This window comes from Burkholderia sp. Bp9015 (assembly GCF_003853505.1).
Classification (GTDB): domain Bacteria; phylum Pseudomonadota; class Gammaproteobacteria; order Burkholderiales; family Burkholderiaceae; genus Burkholderia.
Genome location: NZ_QTPZ01000005.1, coordinates 246,913 through 265,673, shown reverse-complemented (window position 1 = coordinate 265,673; position 18,761 = coordinate 246,913). Strand labels below are relative to the sequence as shown.

The 18,761-nt window shown below is 62.9% G+C and carries 15 protein-coding genes; 5 read left to right on the top strand and 10 right to left on the bottom strand.

Going from position 1 to position 18,761, the window contains the following annotated elements:
* Positions 1-733 precede the first annotated feature (733 nt).
* Positions 734-1,705, bottom strand: coding sequence for a LysR substrate-binding domain-containing protein (locus DIE12_RS08585; RefSeq protein ID WP_124485204.1), 972 nt, complete (start codon positions 1,703-1,705; stop codon positions 734-736).
* Between the two features lie 136 nt (positions 1,706-1,841).
* Between DIE12_RS08585 and DIE12_RS08580 the strand changes: the two genes are divergently transcribed.
* The 3 genes from DIE12_RS08580 (at position 1,842) to DIE12_RS08570 (ending at position 5,831) form a co-directional block, all read left to right on the top strand.
* A complete protein-coding gene (locus DIE12_RS08580) occupies positions 1,842-4,142 on the top strand; it encodes an NADP-dependent malic enzyme (protein ID WP_124521810.1) in 2,301 nt (766 codons plus the stop codon).
* A gap of 124 nt (positions 4,143-4,266) precedes the next feature.
* Positions 4,267-4,995: a transporter substrate-binding domain-containing protein gene (locus tag DIE12_RS08575; protein WP_124521556.1), complete on the top strand. Its 729-nt coding sequence runs from the start codon at positions 4,267-4,269 to the stop codon at positions 4,993-4,995.
* Positions 4,996-5,273: 278 nt separating this feature from the next.
* Positions 5,274-5,831 (top strand): DUF6891 domain-containing protein, encoded by a 558-nt coding sequence (locus tag DIE12_RS08570; RefSeq protein WP_124521554.1) that lies wholly within the window; start codon positions 5,274-5,276, stop codon positions 5,829-5,831.
* Positions 5,832-7,254: 1,423 nt separating this feature from the next.
* Here DIE12_RS08570 and DIE12_RS08565 read toward each other — a convergent pair.
* Together DIE12_RS08565 and DIE12_RS08560 are read right to left on the bottom strand one after the other, a co-directional pair.
* The gene (locus tag DIE12_RS08565; protein WP_124521552.1) at positions 7,255-7,488 is read right to left on the bottom strand and encodes a hypothetical protein; all 234 of its coding nucleotides are present in this window, start codon (positions 7,486-7,488) and stop codon (positions 7,255-7,257) included.
* Between the two features lie 634 nt (positions 7,489-8,122).
* A complete protein-coding gene (locus DIE12_RS08560) occupies positions 8,123-8,431 on the bottom strand; it encodes a hypothetical protein (RefSeq protein WP_124521550.1) in 309 nt (102 codons plus the stop codon).
* Between the two features lie 233 nt (positions 8,432-8,664).
* Here DIE12_RS08560 and DIE12_RS08555 point away from each other — a divergent pair, with 233 nt between their 5' ends.
* Positions 8,665-9,330, top strand: a complete 666-nt coding sequence (locus DIE12_RS08555) for a HEAT repeat domain-containing protein (protein WP_124521548.1) — start codon at positions 8,665-8,667, stop codon at positions 9,328-9,330.
* Between the two features lie 145 nt (positions 9,331-9,475).
* A complete protein-coding gene (locus DIE12_RS08550; RefSeq protein ID WP_124521546.1) occupies positions 9,476-10,483 on the top strand; it encodes a HEAT repeat domain-containing protein in 1,008 nt (335 codons plus the stop codon).
* A 326-nt stretch (positions 10,484-10,809) separates the two neighbouring features.
* Here the strand turns inward: DIE12_RS08550 and DIE12_RS08545 are convergent, their stop codons facing one another.
* Genes DIE12_RS08545 through DIE12_RS08515 form a run of 7 tightly spaced genes read right to left on the bottom strand, consistent with a single transcriptional unit; the run spans position 10,810 to position 18,613 of the window.
* Positions 10,810-11,688 (bottom strand): alpha/beta fold hydrolase, encoded by an 879-nt coding sequence (locus tag DIE12_RS08545; RefSeq protein ID WP_124521544.1) that lies wholly within the window; start codon positions 11,686-11,688, stop codon positions 10,810-10,812.
* 14 nt (positions 11,689-11,702) lie between these two features.
* On the bottom strand, positions 11,703-12,956 hold the full coding sequence (gene mhpT, locus DIE12_RS08540; protein ID WP_124521542.1) for a 3-(3-hydroxy-phenyl)propionate transporter MhpT: 1,254 nt from the start codon (positions 12,954-12,956) through the stop codon (positions 11,703-11,705).
* Between the two features lie 58 nt (positions 12,957-13,014).
* Complete coding sequence (dmpG, locus tag DIE12_RS08535) at positions 13,015-14,037, bottom strand: 4-hydroxy-2-oxovalerate aldolase (protein ID WP_311766323.1); 1,023 nt, start codon at positions 14,035-14,037, stop codon at positions 13,015-13,017.
* A 15-nt stretch (positions 14,038-14,052) separates the two neighbouring features.
* Complete coding sequence (locus tag DIE12_RS08530) at positions 14,053-15,000, bottom strand: acetaldehyde dehydrogenase (acetylating) (protein WP_124485186.1); 948 nt, start codon at positions 14,998-15,000, stop codon at positions 14,053-14,055.
* A 17-nt stretch (positions 15,001-15,017) separates the two neighbouring features.
* Positions 15,018-15,806 carry a 2-keto-4-pentenoate hydratase gene (gene mhpD, locus DIE12_RS08525; RefSeq protein ID WP_124521538.1) on the bottom strand — a complete coding sequence of 263 codons (789 nt, stop codon included), beginning with the start codon at positions 15,804-15,806 and terminating at the stop codon, positions 15,018-15,020.
* A 4-nt stretch (positions 15,807-15,810) separates the two neighbouring features.
* On the bottom strand, positions 15,811-16,764 hold the full coding sequence (locus DIE12_RS08520; RefSeq protein WP_124521537.1) for a 3-carboxyethylcatechol 2,3-dioxygenase: 954 nt from the start codon (positions 16,762-16,764) through the stop codon (positions 15,811-15,813).
* Position 16,765: 1 nt separating this feature from the next.
* Complete coding sequence (locus DIE12_RS08515) at positions 16,766-18,613, bottom strand: bifunctional 3-(3-hydroxy-phenyl)propionate/3-hydroxycinnamic acid hydroxylase (RefSeq protein ID WP_124521535.1); 1,848 nt, start codon at positions 18,611-18,613, stop codon at positions 16,766-16,768.
* Positions 18,614-18,761: the final 148 nt, after the last annotated feature.

The following is an 18,761-nucleotide window of genomic DNA, read 5'->3' as shown; positions in this document are numbered from 1 at the left end:
GCCGTACAGCGTCACGCTCGTCTGCGCGAACGCGGCCGCCGGTGCGGCGGCCACGATCAGCGATGCGAAATGTTTGAATGTGAGTCGCAAAATCAAGCTCGCCCCTCCACGTCTCGATCGCCCGCTGCATGCCTCGCGAGCGCGCACGTTGTGTCCGCAATCGATCGAAAAAACATCCGGGCCCTCGCCGCGCCAGGCGCGAGCAGGTTGCCCGACATCCCGATACCCTTCCTGCAAACGGCTGCTTGCCGATCGCACCGCACACGCCGGCGCATTATCGTTGGCCGGCAACCCATGCCGTCACGGCAGCGATGATGCAACGCACACCATACGAATCGACAAGCACGCGTCTGACGTTGATAATCCGCCGAACTGCGACGGAACAAGCGACAAAGACGATGGAATCGATACGGTACGCGGCCGCCGCGAGCCTTCCTTGTGGACCGGTTATGAGGGTAGGACAAGCGCCGCGCAATGAACAACCACTATTTGGAAATTCACCCATGCCGCTCGTTTCTTGATGACGAAATCGAGTCGTGCCAGCATCGGACTTGTCGCCTCTGTTGCCGGCCATGCGCCGTGACGCTCCAGTAATGGTTGACGACGCAGTTGACGATGACGATCCATGCAATTGCAACACGCCCGCCACAGCACGCCATGTGAATCGGCGGACGATGAAAAGCGGGAATGACGCGGTTGCCGGCCGCGCACGTACCGGCCGGCAACCGAAGGCTTATCGCGGCGCTTCGACGTAGGTTTCCCTGCAGATCTCGCGCAGCGCCTGCACGAGCACATCCCGCGTCGGCGCATGCGATTCGGCAGCGCGGGTAAACAGCGCGATGGGCGGCAACGTCCAGACCAGCGAGTAAGGCACGATCGCCACGCCGGCGATGCGCACCATTTCTTCCGCGATATCGGCCGGCACGATCGACACCGCGTCGTCGCTCGACGCGATCATTTCGCCGATCAGCTTCGACGAGTAGCTTTCGACGATCGGCACGGGCGGCGCGATGCCCGCCGACAGAAACAGGTCGGTCACCTGCTCCCGCATCGGCGTGTGGGGCGCGCCGAGAATCCAGTCCAGCGCGTGCAGCTTCTCCCAGTCGAGTTTCGTGCGGGCCAGTTTCGCGGCGAGCCGCCGGCTCGCGATCATGCGGGGCTGCTGCTGGTACAGGACTTCGAAGGAGACCTGCCCCAGATCGATCGCCGACGATGCCCGCCCGATCACGAGATCGACGCTGTGGTCCTTGAGCTGCAACAGCAGCTGATCGCTGGTGCCCTCGTGGATCGTCACGGTCAGGCGCCGTTCCATCCGGGACTGCAGGCGCTTGAGCGCCGCCGACAGCATCTGGCCCGAAATAAACGGAATCACGCCGATATGCAGGTGCGCCGCATGGCCGGCGGCAACCGCCTCCATCTCGCGGGCGAGATGGTCGAGATCCTTCAGCATCGCCTTGGCGCGCTCGAGCACGACCGAACCGAGCGCGGTCGGCCGCATCCCGCGCGACGAGCGCTCGAACAGCGGCGTGCCGAACATGCTTTCCAGCTCGGACAGCGCATTCGTCACGGCGGGCTGGCTGCTGGCCATGTGCTCCGCGACGCGCGTCAGCGATCCGTGCTGCTGGATCTGCAGCAACAGCATCAGGTGCCGCATCTTCAGGCGCGCGCCAAGCCGCCTGACCACGTCGTTCGCGTCGAATGTCATTGCCGTACCGCCACGCCATCATGAAAAAGTGATGGACCGATATTAAAACAGAATCATCTCCTTATGGCTGATCCCTAGAATCACCTCCATGGATCGCGTCGGGACTGGCCTGACGCGCACGCCCGGACCCGACAACATGAAACAGACAGAGACCCAGCAGCAGGCCGCGTACGACTATCACGAGTTTCCGACCCCGGGGAAGATCTCCGTCGTCGCCAGCAAGCCGCTCGTGACGCAGCGCGATCTCGCGCTCGCCTACACGCCCGGCGTCGCCAGCGTGTGCGAGTCGATCGCCGCCGAGCCGCTGAACGCGCACCGCTTCACGAGCCGCGGGAATCTGGTGGGCGTGATCACCAACGGCACCGCCGTGCTGGGTCTGGGCAACATCGGCGCGCTCGCGTCCAAGCCGGTCATGGAAGGCAAGGCCGTGCTGTTCAAGAAGTTCGCGGGGATCGACGTGTTCGACATCGAGATCAACGAAACCGACCCGGACAAGCTCGTCGACATCATCGCCGGGCTCGAGCCCACCTTCGGCGGGATCAACCTCGAGGACATCAAGGCGCCGGAGTGCTTCACCGTCGAGCGCAAGCTGCGCGAGCGCATGAAGATTCCCGTCTTTCACGACGACCAGCACGGCACCGCCATCACCGTCGCCGCCGCGTTCATCAACGGGCTGAAGGTGGTCGGGAAGTCGATCAAGGAAGTGAAGGTCGTGACGTCGGGTGCCGGCGCGGCGGCGCTGGCCTGCCTGGACCTGCTCGTCGACCTCGGGCTGCCGGTCGCGAACATCTGGGCGACGGATATCGAAGGCGTCGTCTATCGCGGCCGCACCACGCTGATGGATCCGGCCAAGGAACGCTTCGCGCAGGAAACCGATGCGCGCACGCTGTCCGAAGTAATCGGCGACGCGGACGTGTTCCTCGGGTTGTCGGTCGGCGGCATCCTGAAGCCGGAGATGCTGAAGGCGATGGCCGCGCGGCCGCTGATTCTCGCGCTCGCCAACCCGACGCCGGAGATCTTCCCCGAACTCGCGCACGCGACGCGCGACGACGTCGTGATCGCGACCGGCCGCTCGGATTTCCCGAACCAGGTCAATAACGTTCTCTGCTTCCCGTACATCTTCCGCGGCGCGCTGGATGTGGGCGCGACGACGATCACCCGCGAAATGGAAATCGCCGCGGTTCACGCGATCGCCGGCCTCGCGCAGGAAGAGCAGAACGACATCGTCGCCGCGGCCTACGGCGGCGATGAAGTGTCGTTCGGTCCGCAATACCTGATTCCGAAGCCGTTCGATCCGCGCCTGATCGTGCGTATCGCGCCGGCCGTCGCCAAGGCGGCGATCGAAGGCGGCGTGGCGACGCGCCCGCTCGCGGATCTCGACGCGTATGTCGAGCAGTTGCAGCAGTTCGTCTACCACTCGGGCGCGTTCATGAAGCCGCTGTTCGCGACCGCACGCCAGCTCGTGCGCGACGGCGGCAAGGCACGCATCGTGTTCACCGAAGGCGAGGACGAGCGCGTGCTCCGCGCGGTGCAGGTGATCGTCGACGAGAAGCTCGCGCGCCCGATCCTGGTCGGCCGGCCGGAGGTGCTGCTCGCGCGGATCGAGCGGTTCGGCCTGCGCCTGCGTCTCGGTCAGGACGTCGAGGTGACCAATCCGGAATACGACGAGCGCTTCCCGCAATACTGGACCACGTATTGGGAACTGCGCTGCCGCGACGGCATCTCGAAGGAAATGGCGCGCGTCGAAATGCGCCGGCGCCTGACGCTGATCGGCGCGATGATGGTGCGGCTCGGCGATGCGGACGGGATGATCTGCGGGACGGTCGGCGAGTATCACAACCACCTGCGCTTCGTCGATGAAGTGATCGGCAAGAAGCCCGATGCATCGACCTACGCGGCGATGAATATTCTGCTGCTCAATCAGCGGACGGTCGCGCTCGTGGATACGCACGTGAACGACAACCCGGATGCCGAGCAGATCGCGGAATTCACGATCGCGGCCGCGCGGCAGATGGAGTGGCTGAACCTCACGCCGAAGGCTGCGCTGCTGTCGCGGTCGAACTTCGGGTCGGGCAGCGCGGCGTCGGGCGTGAAGATGCGCAAGGCGCTCGAGATCATCCGCGCGCACGCGCCGGATATCGAAGCCGATGGCGAGATGCATGGCGACTGCGCGCTCGATGAGGCGCTGCGTGCGCGGCTGCTGCCGATGTCGCCGCTGAAGGGCGCGGCGAACCTGCTCGTGTGCCCGAACGTCGATGCGGGGAACATCGCTTACAACCTGCTCAAGACGGAAGCCGGCAGCAACGTCGCGGTCGGGCCGTTCCTGCTGGGGGTCAATGCGCCGGTGAACATCCTCACGTCGAGCGCGACCGTGCGACGGATCGTGAACATGACGGCGTTGACCGTGATCGAAGCGAATCGGAACGTGGCGGGTTGAGTTTGGCCCAGGTAGTCGCATGATCGGGGCCGGCTGCGGCCGGCCCTGTCCTGCGAGCGAAGTATTAGAATCGTCGGCAATCGGCTGCCGATTCGGCGGCCGTCCCTGCTCGCGAGAAGACGCGATGAAGGTAACGATTGCATACCTCGACGAACCGCCATTTGGATGGACGGAACCGGATGGCACGGCAACCGGTGCCGACCTCGATCTCGCCGGCGAGATCCTTCGGGCGATCGGTGTCACGCGGATCGAACCTCACCTGACGACGTTCAGTGAACTGCTGCCCGGTGTCGCCGCAGGCCGCTGGGACATGAACGTTCCGCTCTTCGTTACGCCGGAACGCGCCGCCATGGTCGCGTTCAGCGTACCCGTGTGGGGAATCGCGGACGGCTTTCTCGTTCGTGCCGGAAACCCGAAGCAACTGACCGGCTATGCGTCGCTTGCCGCGCGTCCCGATGCACGTCTTGGCATCATAACCGGACAGGTACAGCACGACTCGGCGAAAGCCGCGGGCGTGAGCGAGCATCAGATCACCCTGTTCGACCGGCAAGCCGATGCAATCGACGCGGTGCGCGCCGGCGCGGTCGACGCGTACGCCAGTACTGCGCTCGGACTTCGGATCGTGGCGAAGCGGATGGGCGGCGCATTGCTCGAGGCCGTCGCGCACGAACCGGTAGCGGACCGGATACACCGCCTGCCGCCGTTGGGTGCCTTCTCGTTCAATCGACAAAACAGCGCGTTGCTCGATGCAGTCAACCGGCAGCTGCGCTCGTATCTGGGCTCGCCGGAGCATCGCGCGCGCATGGCGGGATTCGGATTGAGCAGTGCCGAAATCGATCCTGCCCTCCGCTGAAACGGTGCCGCGACGATGAGCACCGGCAACTGGAGAAAGCGCATTCGACATGGTGATGCTGGAAGCTGCGCATCGCGCACGCTTGTGCTGGTGCTAGTGCTCGCGAAAACGGGCGGCGCCGCTGGCGCGCGTCGAGACGCCGAACCGTTTTCCGGAGGGATGTTCGCCGCTCGACACGGTTTCAATACGCCGGTGCGAACTGTCGAGCAGGACTGTCGCTGACGGGTAACGGCCGGCAGCGGCGTTGAACGTCGAAGACGACACCTGGAGGCCATGACGTGACGGACACCGAAAAATACGTGATGGAGTGCATCACCAAATGGGTGTGGTCGGGCTTTAACGACCCCGATGATGTGCGGGAAATGATGGAGGACATCCTGGAGCCGGACTGCGACGCGGATCGGCTGGAAGGTTTCATCGAGTCGGAATTCGAACGCAAGGCTGCGGCAGAACGGTCCTGGCCTCGGGAGACGGATTGCGATCGGCTGGACCGCGTGTTCGATGAACTGGACGACGACGGCATCTGCGCGCTGTCGAACGCCGGATACACGATGTCGGATGGCCACTCGGACGTTTCGGAAGCCGTGCAGGACGCGCCGCAAGGGCGCTATCACGGGTACTGCTTTTATCACGGACAGGATGTCGAAAGAGCGCTGGATGGACACGGCCTCACGCTCGCCTTCGGCGACCTCGCCGGCGACGACGCGCGCGGTTCGGTAGTGGGCCGCCAGGTCGCGGAAGCGCTTGCGCGGGCCGGGTTCGAAACGTCCTGGAACGGGTCTGTCGCCAGTCGTATCGAGCTTCCATCGTTCGACTGGAAAAGACGTCATCGGTAGCATCGGGTGTATAGGCCGGGATCTGACTGGTCGGTCAACGTCAGATTGGGTCTCGGATAATACGATCGTTCGTCGCCAATGGTGGTGATCGACCCACAGCTGACTGTCATGGCAATCCATAGCGGACATAGACAGTGGCGCACCGGGGCTGCCTGCAATCCCGGCTCGGAAAACTAACGAGGTGGCGGCCAGTGCCATCATAGAACTCGCCGATCGTCTCATGCATAATTGGCAAGGTGCTGCGCGCGCCGCTCGCATCGGTCGGTCGTCGAGACGAAAGGGTGATTTTATGAAATTCTGGAGACAGTGCGAGGCAATTGTTCTTGCAATTTCGGTAATATCATTTTGTTCGGCAATCTACTTGTCTTATGACTTTGTCAATTCGCGCTCGAAGGTGCCTGATCCTTCCCAAGGCAGAGTCTATATGCATGACGTCCATGGCCAGATCGCCTACCTTAATAAGAATGAATTCCGCTCCTTGAATGGCTTGTTCTGGATAGCCGGCATTAGTTTAATAATTGGCATTGCTATTGATAGATCCAAGCGCCCCTTTCAGTAACGAGCTTTGGGTCATTTCGCATGTTTGAGTCTAGACAGATCCAGCGAGAATCCCGGCTCATGAAGTGCGCTGACTGCCGACGATGACGTGAGGGGGCGACCGTCCCTTCATGGCTGAACCCGGGCCGACGACCATCGCCTCAGGCCGACCCGCAAGGGACGTTCCGAGTTCTCCGAAGCGGACGTCTGCCGAGATTTATTGGGACTCTAGGGACGATGACCACTTAATTGGTGCCAGGGTTATCCTTTCTACTCCGAGGATTCCGCAGCGCAATAAATAGACCAACTCCGACGACGATACCGAACATCCAACTTAGCATGTGTAACGCATTGGCGGCCCGTAAGATATATGAGACACGGGCCACGCCAAGCATTCCACCACCCGACAATACTATTATCAGTATCCGTATTGCCCACCATAGCGGGGACCGATTTAACCAACTCTCATCCCGGTGCGCCCCCACAAAAGAGATTGTGGTCAGGCTCACAAAAACGGTGGAGAACCATACCCAACACCAGAAAAATGCTAGCAATATAGAATCACCAGGAGCGTACATAGGGACTCTCGGTTGTCTGCGGCTCAGCGCCTATTAGAAAATCCGCCTAGCGTTGTGGCATTCACTTCGTAGTCGGTTGCGATTGTAATGCCACAGTTTATAACGCACAGATTGTTGACGATCTACCAGGTGCCGTTGAACGGCCCTTCTTGGCCGACACCTGCCCGACGCGATCGGCCGCCCCCGACCCGAAGCAGCCGCTATCACTTGCCGAAAGCCGACATTCGTCGTGTCAGTCGGTCTCGCATTGTTGACGATTGCGGATTTTGCGTTGCTGCTCGATGGCGGCAACACCGCCGCGGGTACCATTATTTTCCGTATTCCGCGACAAGTGTGTAGATCAGATCTTCAAATCCTTCGACACTTTCATCGCCGCAGAAGCAGCAAACATCCATTCGCCCATCGTCAAAAACATCGACCTCAACGCGCATTCCTACGAGCGTTACCGAAACCAATATGGCGTCACTGCGATGTCGCGAAAGTGCGTAATAAAGTCGTTTGGCATCCAGTGTTTCGAGCAGTTTGTATACAGGATGACCCATGACTCCTCAAAACTTTTCTTCCAATAACTTTGATGCAGCTTTCAAACATCTATTTTAGACGAAGCTCGGAACTGGCCCGTAGACTGAGGGGCATCACGGACAGTTACTCTTGCTGCAAATGTGTCTCGCTTCGGGCGCATCGACGCAGCCTCCGGATATGTCGCACTTTGGTTTCTAAAATTTATCGCTATTAATCTGGCCCCTCCTTTTCATATTTCTCGTACGGCACAAATAACCGCTCAACCATATCCACACCCGGACTAAATGCCGCACCGACGAGAATCAAGATGATCTGCAGCATAAGATTTAGGTGCCCCCATATCAAATACAAACCCACGCCAAAAGAAACCCATGTCAACAGAAACACAAGACACCGGAGGCGATGTCTCCGATACTGAGATCTTGACAATTTCGGCGGCGTCGGCCACGAGTCACGGAAGATCTTCAACATCATTCTTCCCCTCTATCATTAATTCCCAAGCGACGGATAAATCACCCACGGGCTAACCATAGAGCCAACCCATACCCCGGTTGCAAACGATCAACTTATCAGAGCACCGACTGTGAGGCTGGTCATGGCCGATTCGGGAAGCTGATCGGGACCGCCATCGAACTGAGACTTCCGTCGAATGGATCAAGTTTGTCGATGCCGAACCCCATAAATCTCGGTCTTCCAGTCGAGCAGCAATTCCGCGACGCGTCTGGAATGTCCTGGATTCGTGCCCAGACCCATGCTCTCAGTCGCAACATTGTCGAGGTATGCTGCAATGGACGACGCGTCCAATCCCTCCTGCAACATGGCGAAAACCTTGGGCAGATACCCTTGATATTCGTCGCGTGCCGCGGGGCTGGATGCGACGCCGATTGGGTCCCATACGTAGTACAGAACCTCATCCAATCTCCTGTAAAGCGCTAACTCGGTATCGGCCAATTTTTGCCCCATCGCACCTTTCCTCCTGCCCGCGCCAAGCCATCGATGGACCGGCACAGCAATTGTCAATGATCTAGCCGTCGACGTCGACCGACTGCTCATGGCCACCCGCCGCCCCCTCACCCGCGGAGGAAGCGATGATCGGCCCCACGAACGGCAGTCTGGGCGTGCAATTCGCCCCTCGTCCGAAAACACTTGACCTTGTCACAGTGACAAGGCGTCCACTGTCGGGCGAGGAGGCGTTCATGACCCATCACTATCCCCCGACTTCCCGTCACGCACTGACCACGGCACTCGAGCATCCGGACGCTTCGCTCCGCCTTGCGGCTGCGCTGGGTGCCGGCACGGCTCCCGATCCAGGCCAGATCACGCTACTGGTGAAGCGTTGCGGTGTCGAACCGGATTTCTTCGTTCGCGACATGCTCACCTGGGCGCTCACCCGGCATGCGCAGGACCTGACATTGCCATTGCTGCTTGACGAGCTGCGCTCGCCGTTGGCGCAAGCGCGTAGCCAGGCGCTGCATACGCTCTCGAAGATCGGCGACCCCGCAACCTGGTCAGCGATCACGAGCGGGCACCTACATGACCCCGATCCGGAGGTGGCACGAACTGCGTGGCGCACCGCGGCGGGGCTGGTGCCGACCTGGCGACGAGCCGCCCTGGCACGCGAACTGGTTCGCGAGCTGGGCCGCGGCGACAAGGACCTCAAGCGCAGTCTGAGCCGGGCCTTACTCATGCTTGGAGACGACGCCATGGCCCCGCTCGATGCGGCGGCCCGACACACGAACCCGGCGGTTCGCGTTCATGCCTGCGCGAGCCTCAGGCTCATTGCGGACCCGGAGAGTGCGTTTGTGCTCGATCCAGCCGATGCGTGGCGCGCAAGTGCACCGTTGCCCTACGCCGATGAATAGGCGGGTTGACGGCGATCGATGTGATGAGCCACGTTTTGGCCGAGGTGATGGAAGCCGTTGGCGGTTTGTTAGAATTTTCGAGGCTCGATGGGAGCCAAGGCCGAGACACGACGCGGCGTGAACCAGATGACACCGGAGACAAGTGATGCGCATCAGCGAGTTGGCCAATCGTTCCGGCGTCAGCGCGCGCATGCTGCGGCACTACGACGCGATCGGACTGGTCAGCCCATCGGGACGTACGGAAGCGGGATACCGCGAGTATTCGCAAGCCGATGCCTTGCGCCTGTTCCAGGTGGAGAGCCTGCGTTCGCTGGGCCTTGGGCTGGCCGAGGTGCGTCAGGCGCTCAGCCAACAGGCGCCTCACCCCGATGTGCTCATTGACGCGCTGATGGTTCGCAGCCGCGAGCGGCTGGCCGCAGAGCAAGCGTTGCTTTGCCGGCTGACTTCTGTGTCCGCCACCTCTCCCGAGGATTGGTCAGCAGTGCTTGAGGTCGTGCATCTGTTGAAAGGACTGGAGTCGACGCATGCGCCTGAGAGACAGCGTGCTGCGTTTGACGCGGCGTCCAGCGATGCCCCGCTTGCAGCACTCATCGCCCACGCACTGCTCCAGGAACAGGAGCCGAATGTCGCAGGTGCGCTGCACTGGGCGCTGGGAAGAACCGTAGGCAGCGGCGCCAGCGTACTTGGCGCGGCGCTTCAACAGCCCGATCCGGCAGTACGCGAACGGGCCGTGCTCGCGCTGGCGAAACTCGGCGGTTCCGATGCGGTGGAGACCTTGCGTGGCTCGCTCCTCGACCCCGCGGAGCGCGTGCGGTATCGCGCCGCGCGGGTGCTGGGCGGATGGGGGATACGCGACGCCATTCCCCTGCTGATCGAGCAGGTCCTTGGCGGGACTCACGATGTCGAGGCGGCCGATGCGTTAGCCGATTTGGCGGAAGACCCCGCGATCGCAAGGCAAATTGTGGAGCGCTTTGAAGCAGCGATCTCGGACGGTCGAGCCGATGTCCAGACCCGTGTACGTGTTTGTCAGGCGCTCGCCGAATTCAATGGCACGGCGTCGGCCCTGCTTGCCCGGCTGGCCACCGATCCCGACCCGTCCGTGGCGCGCAATGCGCGTTACGTGATCGGTATTCGCAACGACGCGCCAACGTAGTCGAGTTTGAGTTTGATAGTCGGCCTCTTCCTTGGAGGCGAATGCCCTCGTTTCCTGTCTCTCCCGGATCTGTCGGCGGGGAAATAGTCTGCTCGCTTGCTCGGCAGCAGACGTGCGCTTGTCCGGGAGGGTCTCATATCAGGAGCGGCCGGAGATAGCCGAGAAGCCAGCATTTCGACTTCAGACGCCAAATGTCAGCTGGTGGCCGGCTAACGCCGCACGCGGTCGACCGTCACCGACCCATCTCGGTCGTACGACGCCGGTGCCCGTCGACGGCCGCTTTCGAAGCACAGAAGCCGCCCGACGGAGGGATCGCGGAAAGCAGACTAAACGGCTTGTTGTTGGCGCAGGAACTCCAGCACCATCCGGTTGAATCGCTCCGCGTGCTCCCATTGCGCCCAGTGCCCGCAGCGCCCGAACACATGCAGATCGGCGTTCGGCATACCCCAAACGAGCCGCAGGCCGACATCCATCGGCACGAAACGGTCATCGCGCCCCCAAATCACGAGCGCGGGCGCCTTGATTTCGTTCAGCCGGTGACCGTAGTCTGGAAATTGCTTCGGATTGGCCGCCAGACTCTTCACGAAGTTCTCGAGATGATCGCGCCGCGCCAGCATATTATCGAGCCGCGTCTGCATCAGCTCTTCCGTCATCGTGCTCGCATCGTAGACGAACACATTGAGCATCTTCTTCAGGTTCTCGAGCGTAGGGTTGCGATACAGCCCTTGCAGCAGCTTGATGCCTTCGGTCGGCATCGGCACAAACTGGCTCGGACCGCCCGTGCCGCCGCCCATCAGCACCAGCTTGCCGACGCGCTCCGGATACGACAACGCGAAGGCCACCGCGCTATGCCCGCCCATCGAGTTGCCGACGAGATGCGCGCGTTCGATGCCGAGCGTATCCAGCACGCCTTTCAGCACGCGCGCGTTGAGGTCGGAGCGCGAGCCGGTGCAGACGATCGAATCGCTCTTGCCCCAGCCGGGACAGTCGACGAGGATCACGCGATAACCCGCGTTCGCGAACGCGTCCACATTGCGATGGAAGTTCGCCCAGCCGCTCGCGCCCGGGCCGGAGCCGTGCAGCAGAACGAGCGTTTCCTTGCCCGCGCCGGTGTCGTTGTAGTGCACGCGCAGTTCCGTGCCGCCTTCCACCACGTTCACGTACTTGCTGGTCGCGGCTTCGCTATGAGTCACAGTGTCAGTCATGTCGAGATCCTTCGTCAGATTGATTCGGTTCCAAACGTGCGCGAGCCGTCGGCCGACTCGCGCGGAAATTTCCCGACCACCGCGAGCGCGCCGAGCGCCGCGATCACGATGAGCGGAATGCTGGAGATCACGAGCATCGACGCGCTCTGGCCGAGCGCAAACAGTTGCCCGGCGATCAGCGGGCCTACCATCGAGCCGACGCGGCCGACGGCCACCGCCGCGCCGACGCCCGTGCCTCGAACCCGCGTCGGATACGTTGCACCGGCGAGCGCGTACAGCACTGACTGCGTGCCGACGAGAAACAGGCCCGCCAGCAGGCCGCCCAATGCCATCGACGTGCTGCCGTTCGCGCTGGCGAGCGCAAGCAACGCAGTCGCGATGCCGGTATACATGCCGACCACGACCACCCGCTTGCCGATGCGATCCATCAGGCCGGCGATCACGATCGCACCGACGCCGCCGCCGATGTTGAACATCATCTGCACGATGCTTGCCTGTACCGGCGTGAGGCCGCGCGAGAGCACCATCGACGGCAACCAGTTCATCAAGAAGTACAGCACGATCAGCGTCCCCAGATAGCTGATCCACAGCGCGATGGTCGTCACCGCACGCCCGTCACTGAAGAGCGCGCGCACGATGCCGTCCTTCGACTCATGGGTCGCACCCTGGCCAGCCGCGACGAAGTGCGTCGACTCCTTAATGAAAAGCGCCAGCAGCGGCAAGGTCAGCAGCGGGCCGATCCCGCCGACATAGAAGATATGCCGCCAGGCCTCGACGCTCGGGCTGACGATGCCGATTACCGCCGCGAGCGCCGCTCCGAAGGGCATGCCGCAGTACATCGCGCCGACCGCCGTGCTGCGTTGTCCGGGCGCCGCCGCCTCCGCACACAGCGCGATCAGGTTCGGCATCGCAGCGCCGAGACCGAGGCCCGTGAGAAAGCGCGCGACGAGCAGGCTCTGCAGATCCCACACCTGGGTCGTTGCGATCGAGAATATCCCGAACAGTGCGACCGACATCATCAGCACGCGCTTGCGGCCGATGCGATCCGCGAGCCTGCCGCCAATCGCCGCGCCCGGCAACAGACCGAGCGCGCCGATGCCGAATGCCCAGCCGAGCTGCGCGGCAGCGAGATGAAACTCGCGTGCCATGCGCGGTGCGGCGATGCCGGTGGATTGCAGATCGAGCCCTTCGAGGAGCGCGACTGCGAAGCACAGGCCGATGGTGATGGCGCCGCCGGCGCGCGGGGGGGAAGCCGTTGACGTTTTCATTGATGTCTCCAGGTTGAACGATGCAGCGCTCTTCATGGCGCGTGGCATACCGAATGGTTCAGGCGCGTGCTTCGCGCTTCTTCAGATCGAGCGCGACGTCGACGATCATGTCTTCCTGACCGCCCACCATGCGTCGCTTGCCGAGCTCGACGAGAATGTCGACGGCTTTCAGGCCGTACTTCTTCGCCGCGATTTCAGAATGCCGCAGGAAGCTCGAATACACGCCCGCATAGCCGAGCGCGAGCGTTTCGCGGTCCACCCGCACCGGTCGGTCCTGCAACGGGCGGACGATATCGTCGGCCGCATCGAGCAGGCGATAGAGATCGGTGCCGTGATGCCAGCCAAGGCGCTCGGCCGCCGCGATGAACACTTCGAGCGGGGCATTGCCCGCTCCCGCACCCATGCCCGCCAGGCTCGCATCGATGCGGTCGCACCCCTCCTCGACCGCAACGATCGAGTTGGCCACGCCGAGGCTCAGGTTGTGATGGGCATGCATGCCCGTGTGGGTCTCGGGGCGAAGGACGGCCTTGAGCGCCCTGAAGCGCGCACGGATGTCGTTCATGTTCATCGCGCCGCCGGAATCGACCACGTACACGCAGGTCGCGCCGTAGCTTTCCATCTTCTTCGCCTCGATAGCGAGGTGGTCGGGCGCGGTCATGTGGCTCATCATCAGAAAGCCGACGGTATCCATGCCGAGGCTGCGCGCATATTCGATGTGCTGCTTGGAAATGTCCGCTTCCGTGCAATGGGTCGCGACACGTACGACACGCGCGCCCGCGTCGTACGCGGCCTTCAGGTCGTGAATCGTGCCGATGCCGGGCAGCAGCAGCGTCGCGATTTTCGCGTGCTTCACCACATCGGCTACCGCCTCGATCCATTCCAGATCACTGTGGGCGCCGAAGCCGTAGTTGAAGCTCGAACCCTGCAGGCCGTCGCCATGTGCGACCTCGATGCTGTCGACCTTCGCTTCATCCAGCGCGCGGGCAATGTCCTGCACGTTCTGAATCGAATACTGATGACGGATCGCGTGCATGCCGTCGCGCAGCGTCACATCGGAGATATAGAGTTTTTTGTCCATGATCGAGTGCTCCTTGCTTCAGGCGTTCACGAGCGACGCAGCCATGCGTTCGGCCGTTGCCAGCGCGGCGGAAGTCATGATGTCGAGATTGCCCGCGTAGGCCGGCAGATAATGGGCCGCGCCTTCCACTTCGATGAAGATCGAGGTCTTCAGTCCGCTGAAACGGCCGAGTCCGGGAATATGCAACGGCGCAGCGGAGGGGATGTCGTCGAACTGCACGGATTGCTTCAGGCGATAGCCGGGCACATAGGCCTGGACCGCCGCGGCCATCTGATCGACGGACGTTTCGATCAGCGTCCGGTCTGCCGCTTCGGACAGCACATAGACCGTGTCGCGCATCATGAGCGGAGGCTCGGCCGGGTTGAGCACGATGATCGCCTTGCCCTTGCCGGCACCGCCGACCGCTTCGATCGCCTTCGACGTCGTCTCGGTGAACTCGTCGATGTTGGCGCGCGTGCCAGGTCCCGCCGACTTGCTGCTGATCGACGCGACGATCTCCGCGTAATGCACCTTCGCGACCCGCGACACTGCCGCGACCATCGGGATCGTCGCCTGTCCGCCGCACGTGACCATGTTCACGTTCGGCGCATCGAGTTGCGCGTCGAGGTTCACCACCGGCACGCAGTACGGGCCGATGGCAGCGGGCGTCAGATCGATCATGCGGATGCCTGGCTTGAGCGTGCGCAGGAACGCGTCGTTCGCCACATGTGCGCCGGCAGACGTCGCATCGAAAACGAAGTCGATCTGGTCGAACACGGGCAGGCGCGCAAGCCCTTCCACGCCGTCATGCGTCGTCGCCACGCCGAGCTTCGCCGCGCGCGCGAGACCGTCCGAGGCCGGATCGATGCCGACCATCGCCGCGACCTCGAGATGCCGGCTGCGACGCATGATCTTTATCATCAGGTCGGTGCCGATGTTGCCCGATCCGATGATCGCGGCTTTGCACTTGGTGTTGTCTGCTGCCATGGAAATGTCTCCGTCCGTCATTCGCTGAAACTGGCGCGCACACCGCCGAGCCCTTCGATGTGTGCCGTATAAGTGCCGGCCGCGTTCACCGCGACCATCGGGCCGAGCGCACCCGTCAGCACGATGTCGCCGGCGCGCAGCGGCGTGCCGAGTCGAACCATCCGATCCGCGAGCCACGCAGCCGCATTCAGTGGATTGCCGAGGCACGCACTTCCATTGCCGCGTGAAAGCACTTCGCCGTCCTGCGTGAGCGTCATGGCACACGCGCTCAGCTCGATATCGCGCAGCAGCACCGGCCGGCTACCGAGCACGAACAGCGCGCTCGACGCGTTGTCCGCGACGGTGTCGAAAAACCGGATATCCCAGTCGCGAATGCGACTGTCGACGACCTCGATCGCGGCCACCGCATACGCGGTCGCCGAGATCAGATCCGCGAAGGTGTGTTTCTCGGCGGTCAGGTCGCGTTCGAGCACGAGTGCGATCTCCGCTTCGACCTTCGGCTGAATCAACGATGCGAGCGGCATCGGCTGGCTGTCGCCGTAAGCCATCGACGCGAACAACGCGCCGAAGTCGGGCTGATCGACGCCGAGTTGCTTCTGCACCGCGGGCGAAGTCAGGCCGATCTTCCTGCCGACGATGCGCTCGCCGTTCGCCGCGCGCAAGTCGTTGTTGATTTGCTGGATCGCGTACGCGAGTGCCGGATCGCCTTCGGGACACGTATCGCGCAGTGGCGCGATCGTCCGACGCAAGGACTGCGCCTCACGCAGGCGCGCGGCCATCGAAAGAATGTTGCTGTCATCCGACATGGTTCTATCTCCTGGAAAGAGTCCGTTCTCGCGCGTGCATCGCGCCGAAGCCCGCGATCCATTCCGGAATCGCACGGTAGTAATCGATCGATGCCTCGTAACGACCGCTCGCCGCAAGCGCACCGAATGCCGCAACCCACGTGCGGATCTCATGTGCGGACTTGCCTGCCTCACGCGTGATCGCTTCGTTCATGAAGCCATCGGCGGCGGTGAGTTCACCGCGTTCGAGCAGTTCGAGAAATTTCTGGTCCCATGCGGGATTGAGCGGATGCAGCCGGCTGTCACCCGCCGCGAATGCCTTGGCCGCCGCGACGGTGCGCGACTGCCGCGCATTGCGCGACTCCGGCGACGGGTTGCGCCCCGCGATCAACCGTTCCGCGACGACATCGTCCGCGCCCGAGATTTCCGGCACCGGCGGCTCATGCGAAATACCGCCCGAGCCGATCAGCAACACGCGCCGCGGCATGCGCGCGACGGCACGGCCGATCGCATCGCCGAGCAGCCGGGCGCGGCGGCACGACGCCATCGGCGGCGCAACCGAGTTGATGAAAACGGGCACCACTGGATAACGGTCGATGCCACCGGTGAGTACCTCGAGCGCCTGCGCGCAGCCGTGATCGACCTGCATGCGATACGAAACGGCTACGTCGATATCGCTCGCGAGTGCGGCATCGGCGAGCGCGAGCGCCACATCGCGCGCGACGGGCAACGGGCCGGCCGCGCTGCCGAAATCGCCGATGGCCGTCGCACTCACGCCGATGCAGAACTGCGGCATCACGTCGTAGAAAAATCCGTTGTAGTGGTCCGGCGCGAACACGATCACCAGCTCCGGATCGAACGCATCGACCCGCTCGCGCGCCGCGCGCTGCACCAGTTCGACTTCCGCGACGACTTCCGGACTGGGGTCGAAATACCCGTGCAAGGGCGTGTGCGACATGCATTCGAGATGAATCGGCATCTCAGGCCCCTACCAGGTCGGCGGCGTGCGCGAACGTCGCGCCATTGGCCGTCGCGCCCGTTGCCATCACAAGCGACAGCCGTTGCGCAAGCTGCGACACGCAACCCGATACACATTGCGGCGAGCACATGCCGGCCACGAAGCGGTCGGGCCGCAACAGCACGACCGATTCGGGCACGCGCGCGAACCAGTCGCGCAGGCGTGAGTCGACATCGCCAACGGCGATCACGTCGTCGGGCACGTCGTCGTGGAAAGCGAGCTGCGGGTCGGGCTTCGCGATCACGAAACACCCCCCAAGCGCGTTCCAGATGCGGCGTGCCTCGGGAGTCAGGCCGAAGGTCGGGTCCGTGCCCCACCCCACGATCGCGAAGCGGTTGCCGATCGCATCGTCGAGCCGGACGATGCTGCCATCCACCAGACGCACGCGTGGCTGGATGAACATGCGACCCACAGGAGTGCCAGCCTGCGCATCGCGGCCGTGCACCATCCGCCCGATCAGCGATTCACGTTTCTCGCTCATCAAACCGACCAGCCTGCCGAACGCGCCGTGTCCGCGCTTCGCGATCATGCGCGAGAGCAGCCCTTCGGACCGCGTGCGTCGCGCCAGAAGCACGACGCCCTCTTCATAGCGCGGCATCGGCTTGAAGCGCATCTCGACGAAATAGCGCTTCATGGAGGGCAGCACATCGAAGCAGCGCACGAACGCGTCACGCACTTTCGATCCGAAGAAGCTCGTCGGCGCGAAGATATCGCCCGCGACTTCCGACAGGTGGATCATCGAGCGCGCATGGGCACGCCGCTCCGTCGTGTAGGTACCGAGCAGCGCGTCGTGCGCGGTGCCTTTCACGACCATCGCAAGCTTCCAGCCGAGATTGCTCGCGTCGCGAATGCCGCTGTTGTAGCCCTGCCCCTGCCACACCGGCATGATGTGCGCTGCGTCCCCCGCGAGCAGGATGCGCTTGACGCGGAACGTGCTCGCGAGCCGCGCGTTGTGCGTATAGACCCGCCGGCGAATGTAGTCGACCTTGTCAGGATCGTCGACGACCCCGCGCACCAACGCCGCCATGTTCTCCGGCTTCGACAGTTCCTCCTCCGTCTCGCCCGGCATCACCATGAATTCGAAGCGCCGGATGCCGTGCGGCAGCGCCGCCGAAACGTAGGGACGCCGCGCGTCGCAATGCAGATAGACATGCGGAGAGCCGATCGGGTCGTTGCGCACGTCGATCACGATCCATTGATTCGGCTTCGTGCGGCCTTCGAACGGCACGTCGAGCGCGCGGCGCACAAAACTGTTGCCGCCGTCCGCGCCGACCATGTACGCGGCGCGAATCGTTGTCTTCGCACCGTTCGCGTCTGTCACGTCGAGGGTCACCCCGCTCTCGTCCTGCGCGAAGCTGTCGACGCTGTGGCCAAGCAGCGTCGATACATTCCCGAAACGCCCGAGACCGCGGTACAGAATCTGATCGGCGAGCGGCTGGATGAAGGCATTGCGGCGTGGCCAGCCGAACTCGTCGGTGCGCGGCTCGATCGACGCGAAGCACTTCCCTTTCAGCGTGAAGCGCATCCAGTGATTCGGCGTGGTGTGCGGCAGCAGCTCGTCGACAAGGCCGACCGACTGGAATACGCGCAGTGCTTCGTCGTCGAGGCCGATGGCGCGCGGATAGTCGATGATCTGCGCGAGCTTCTCGATAACGACGACGCGCACGCCCTGCAGGCCGAGAATGTTCGCGATCATCAGGCCGACCGGGCCCGCGCCGATGATGGCGACATCTGCGTCGATCGAACGATGTGTCGTTTCGTGAGGATGAGCGCGGCCGTTGCCGGCCGCCGGTTCAAAGGCGGGGCGCATGCTTGTCTCCTGACTGGGCTTGTCCGATGTGCTGAACCGACGAAGCGCCTGGCTCTCGATCGTTCAGCTTATGAGCGCAGTTTATGGACGGCGGAAAACACCCTCAACAAAATCTCCGGAATGTGCATAGAATGCACATTATTGATTT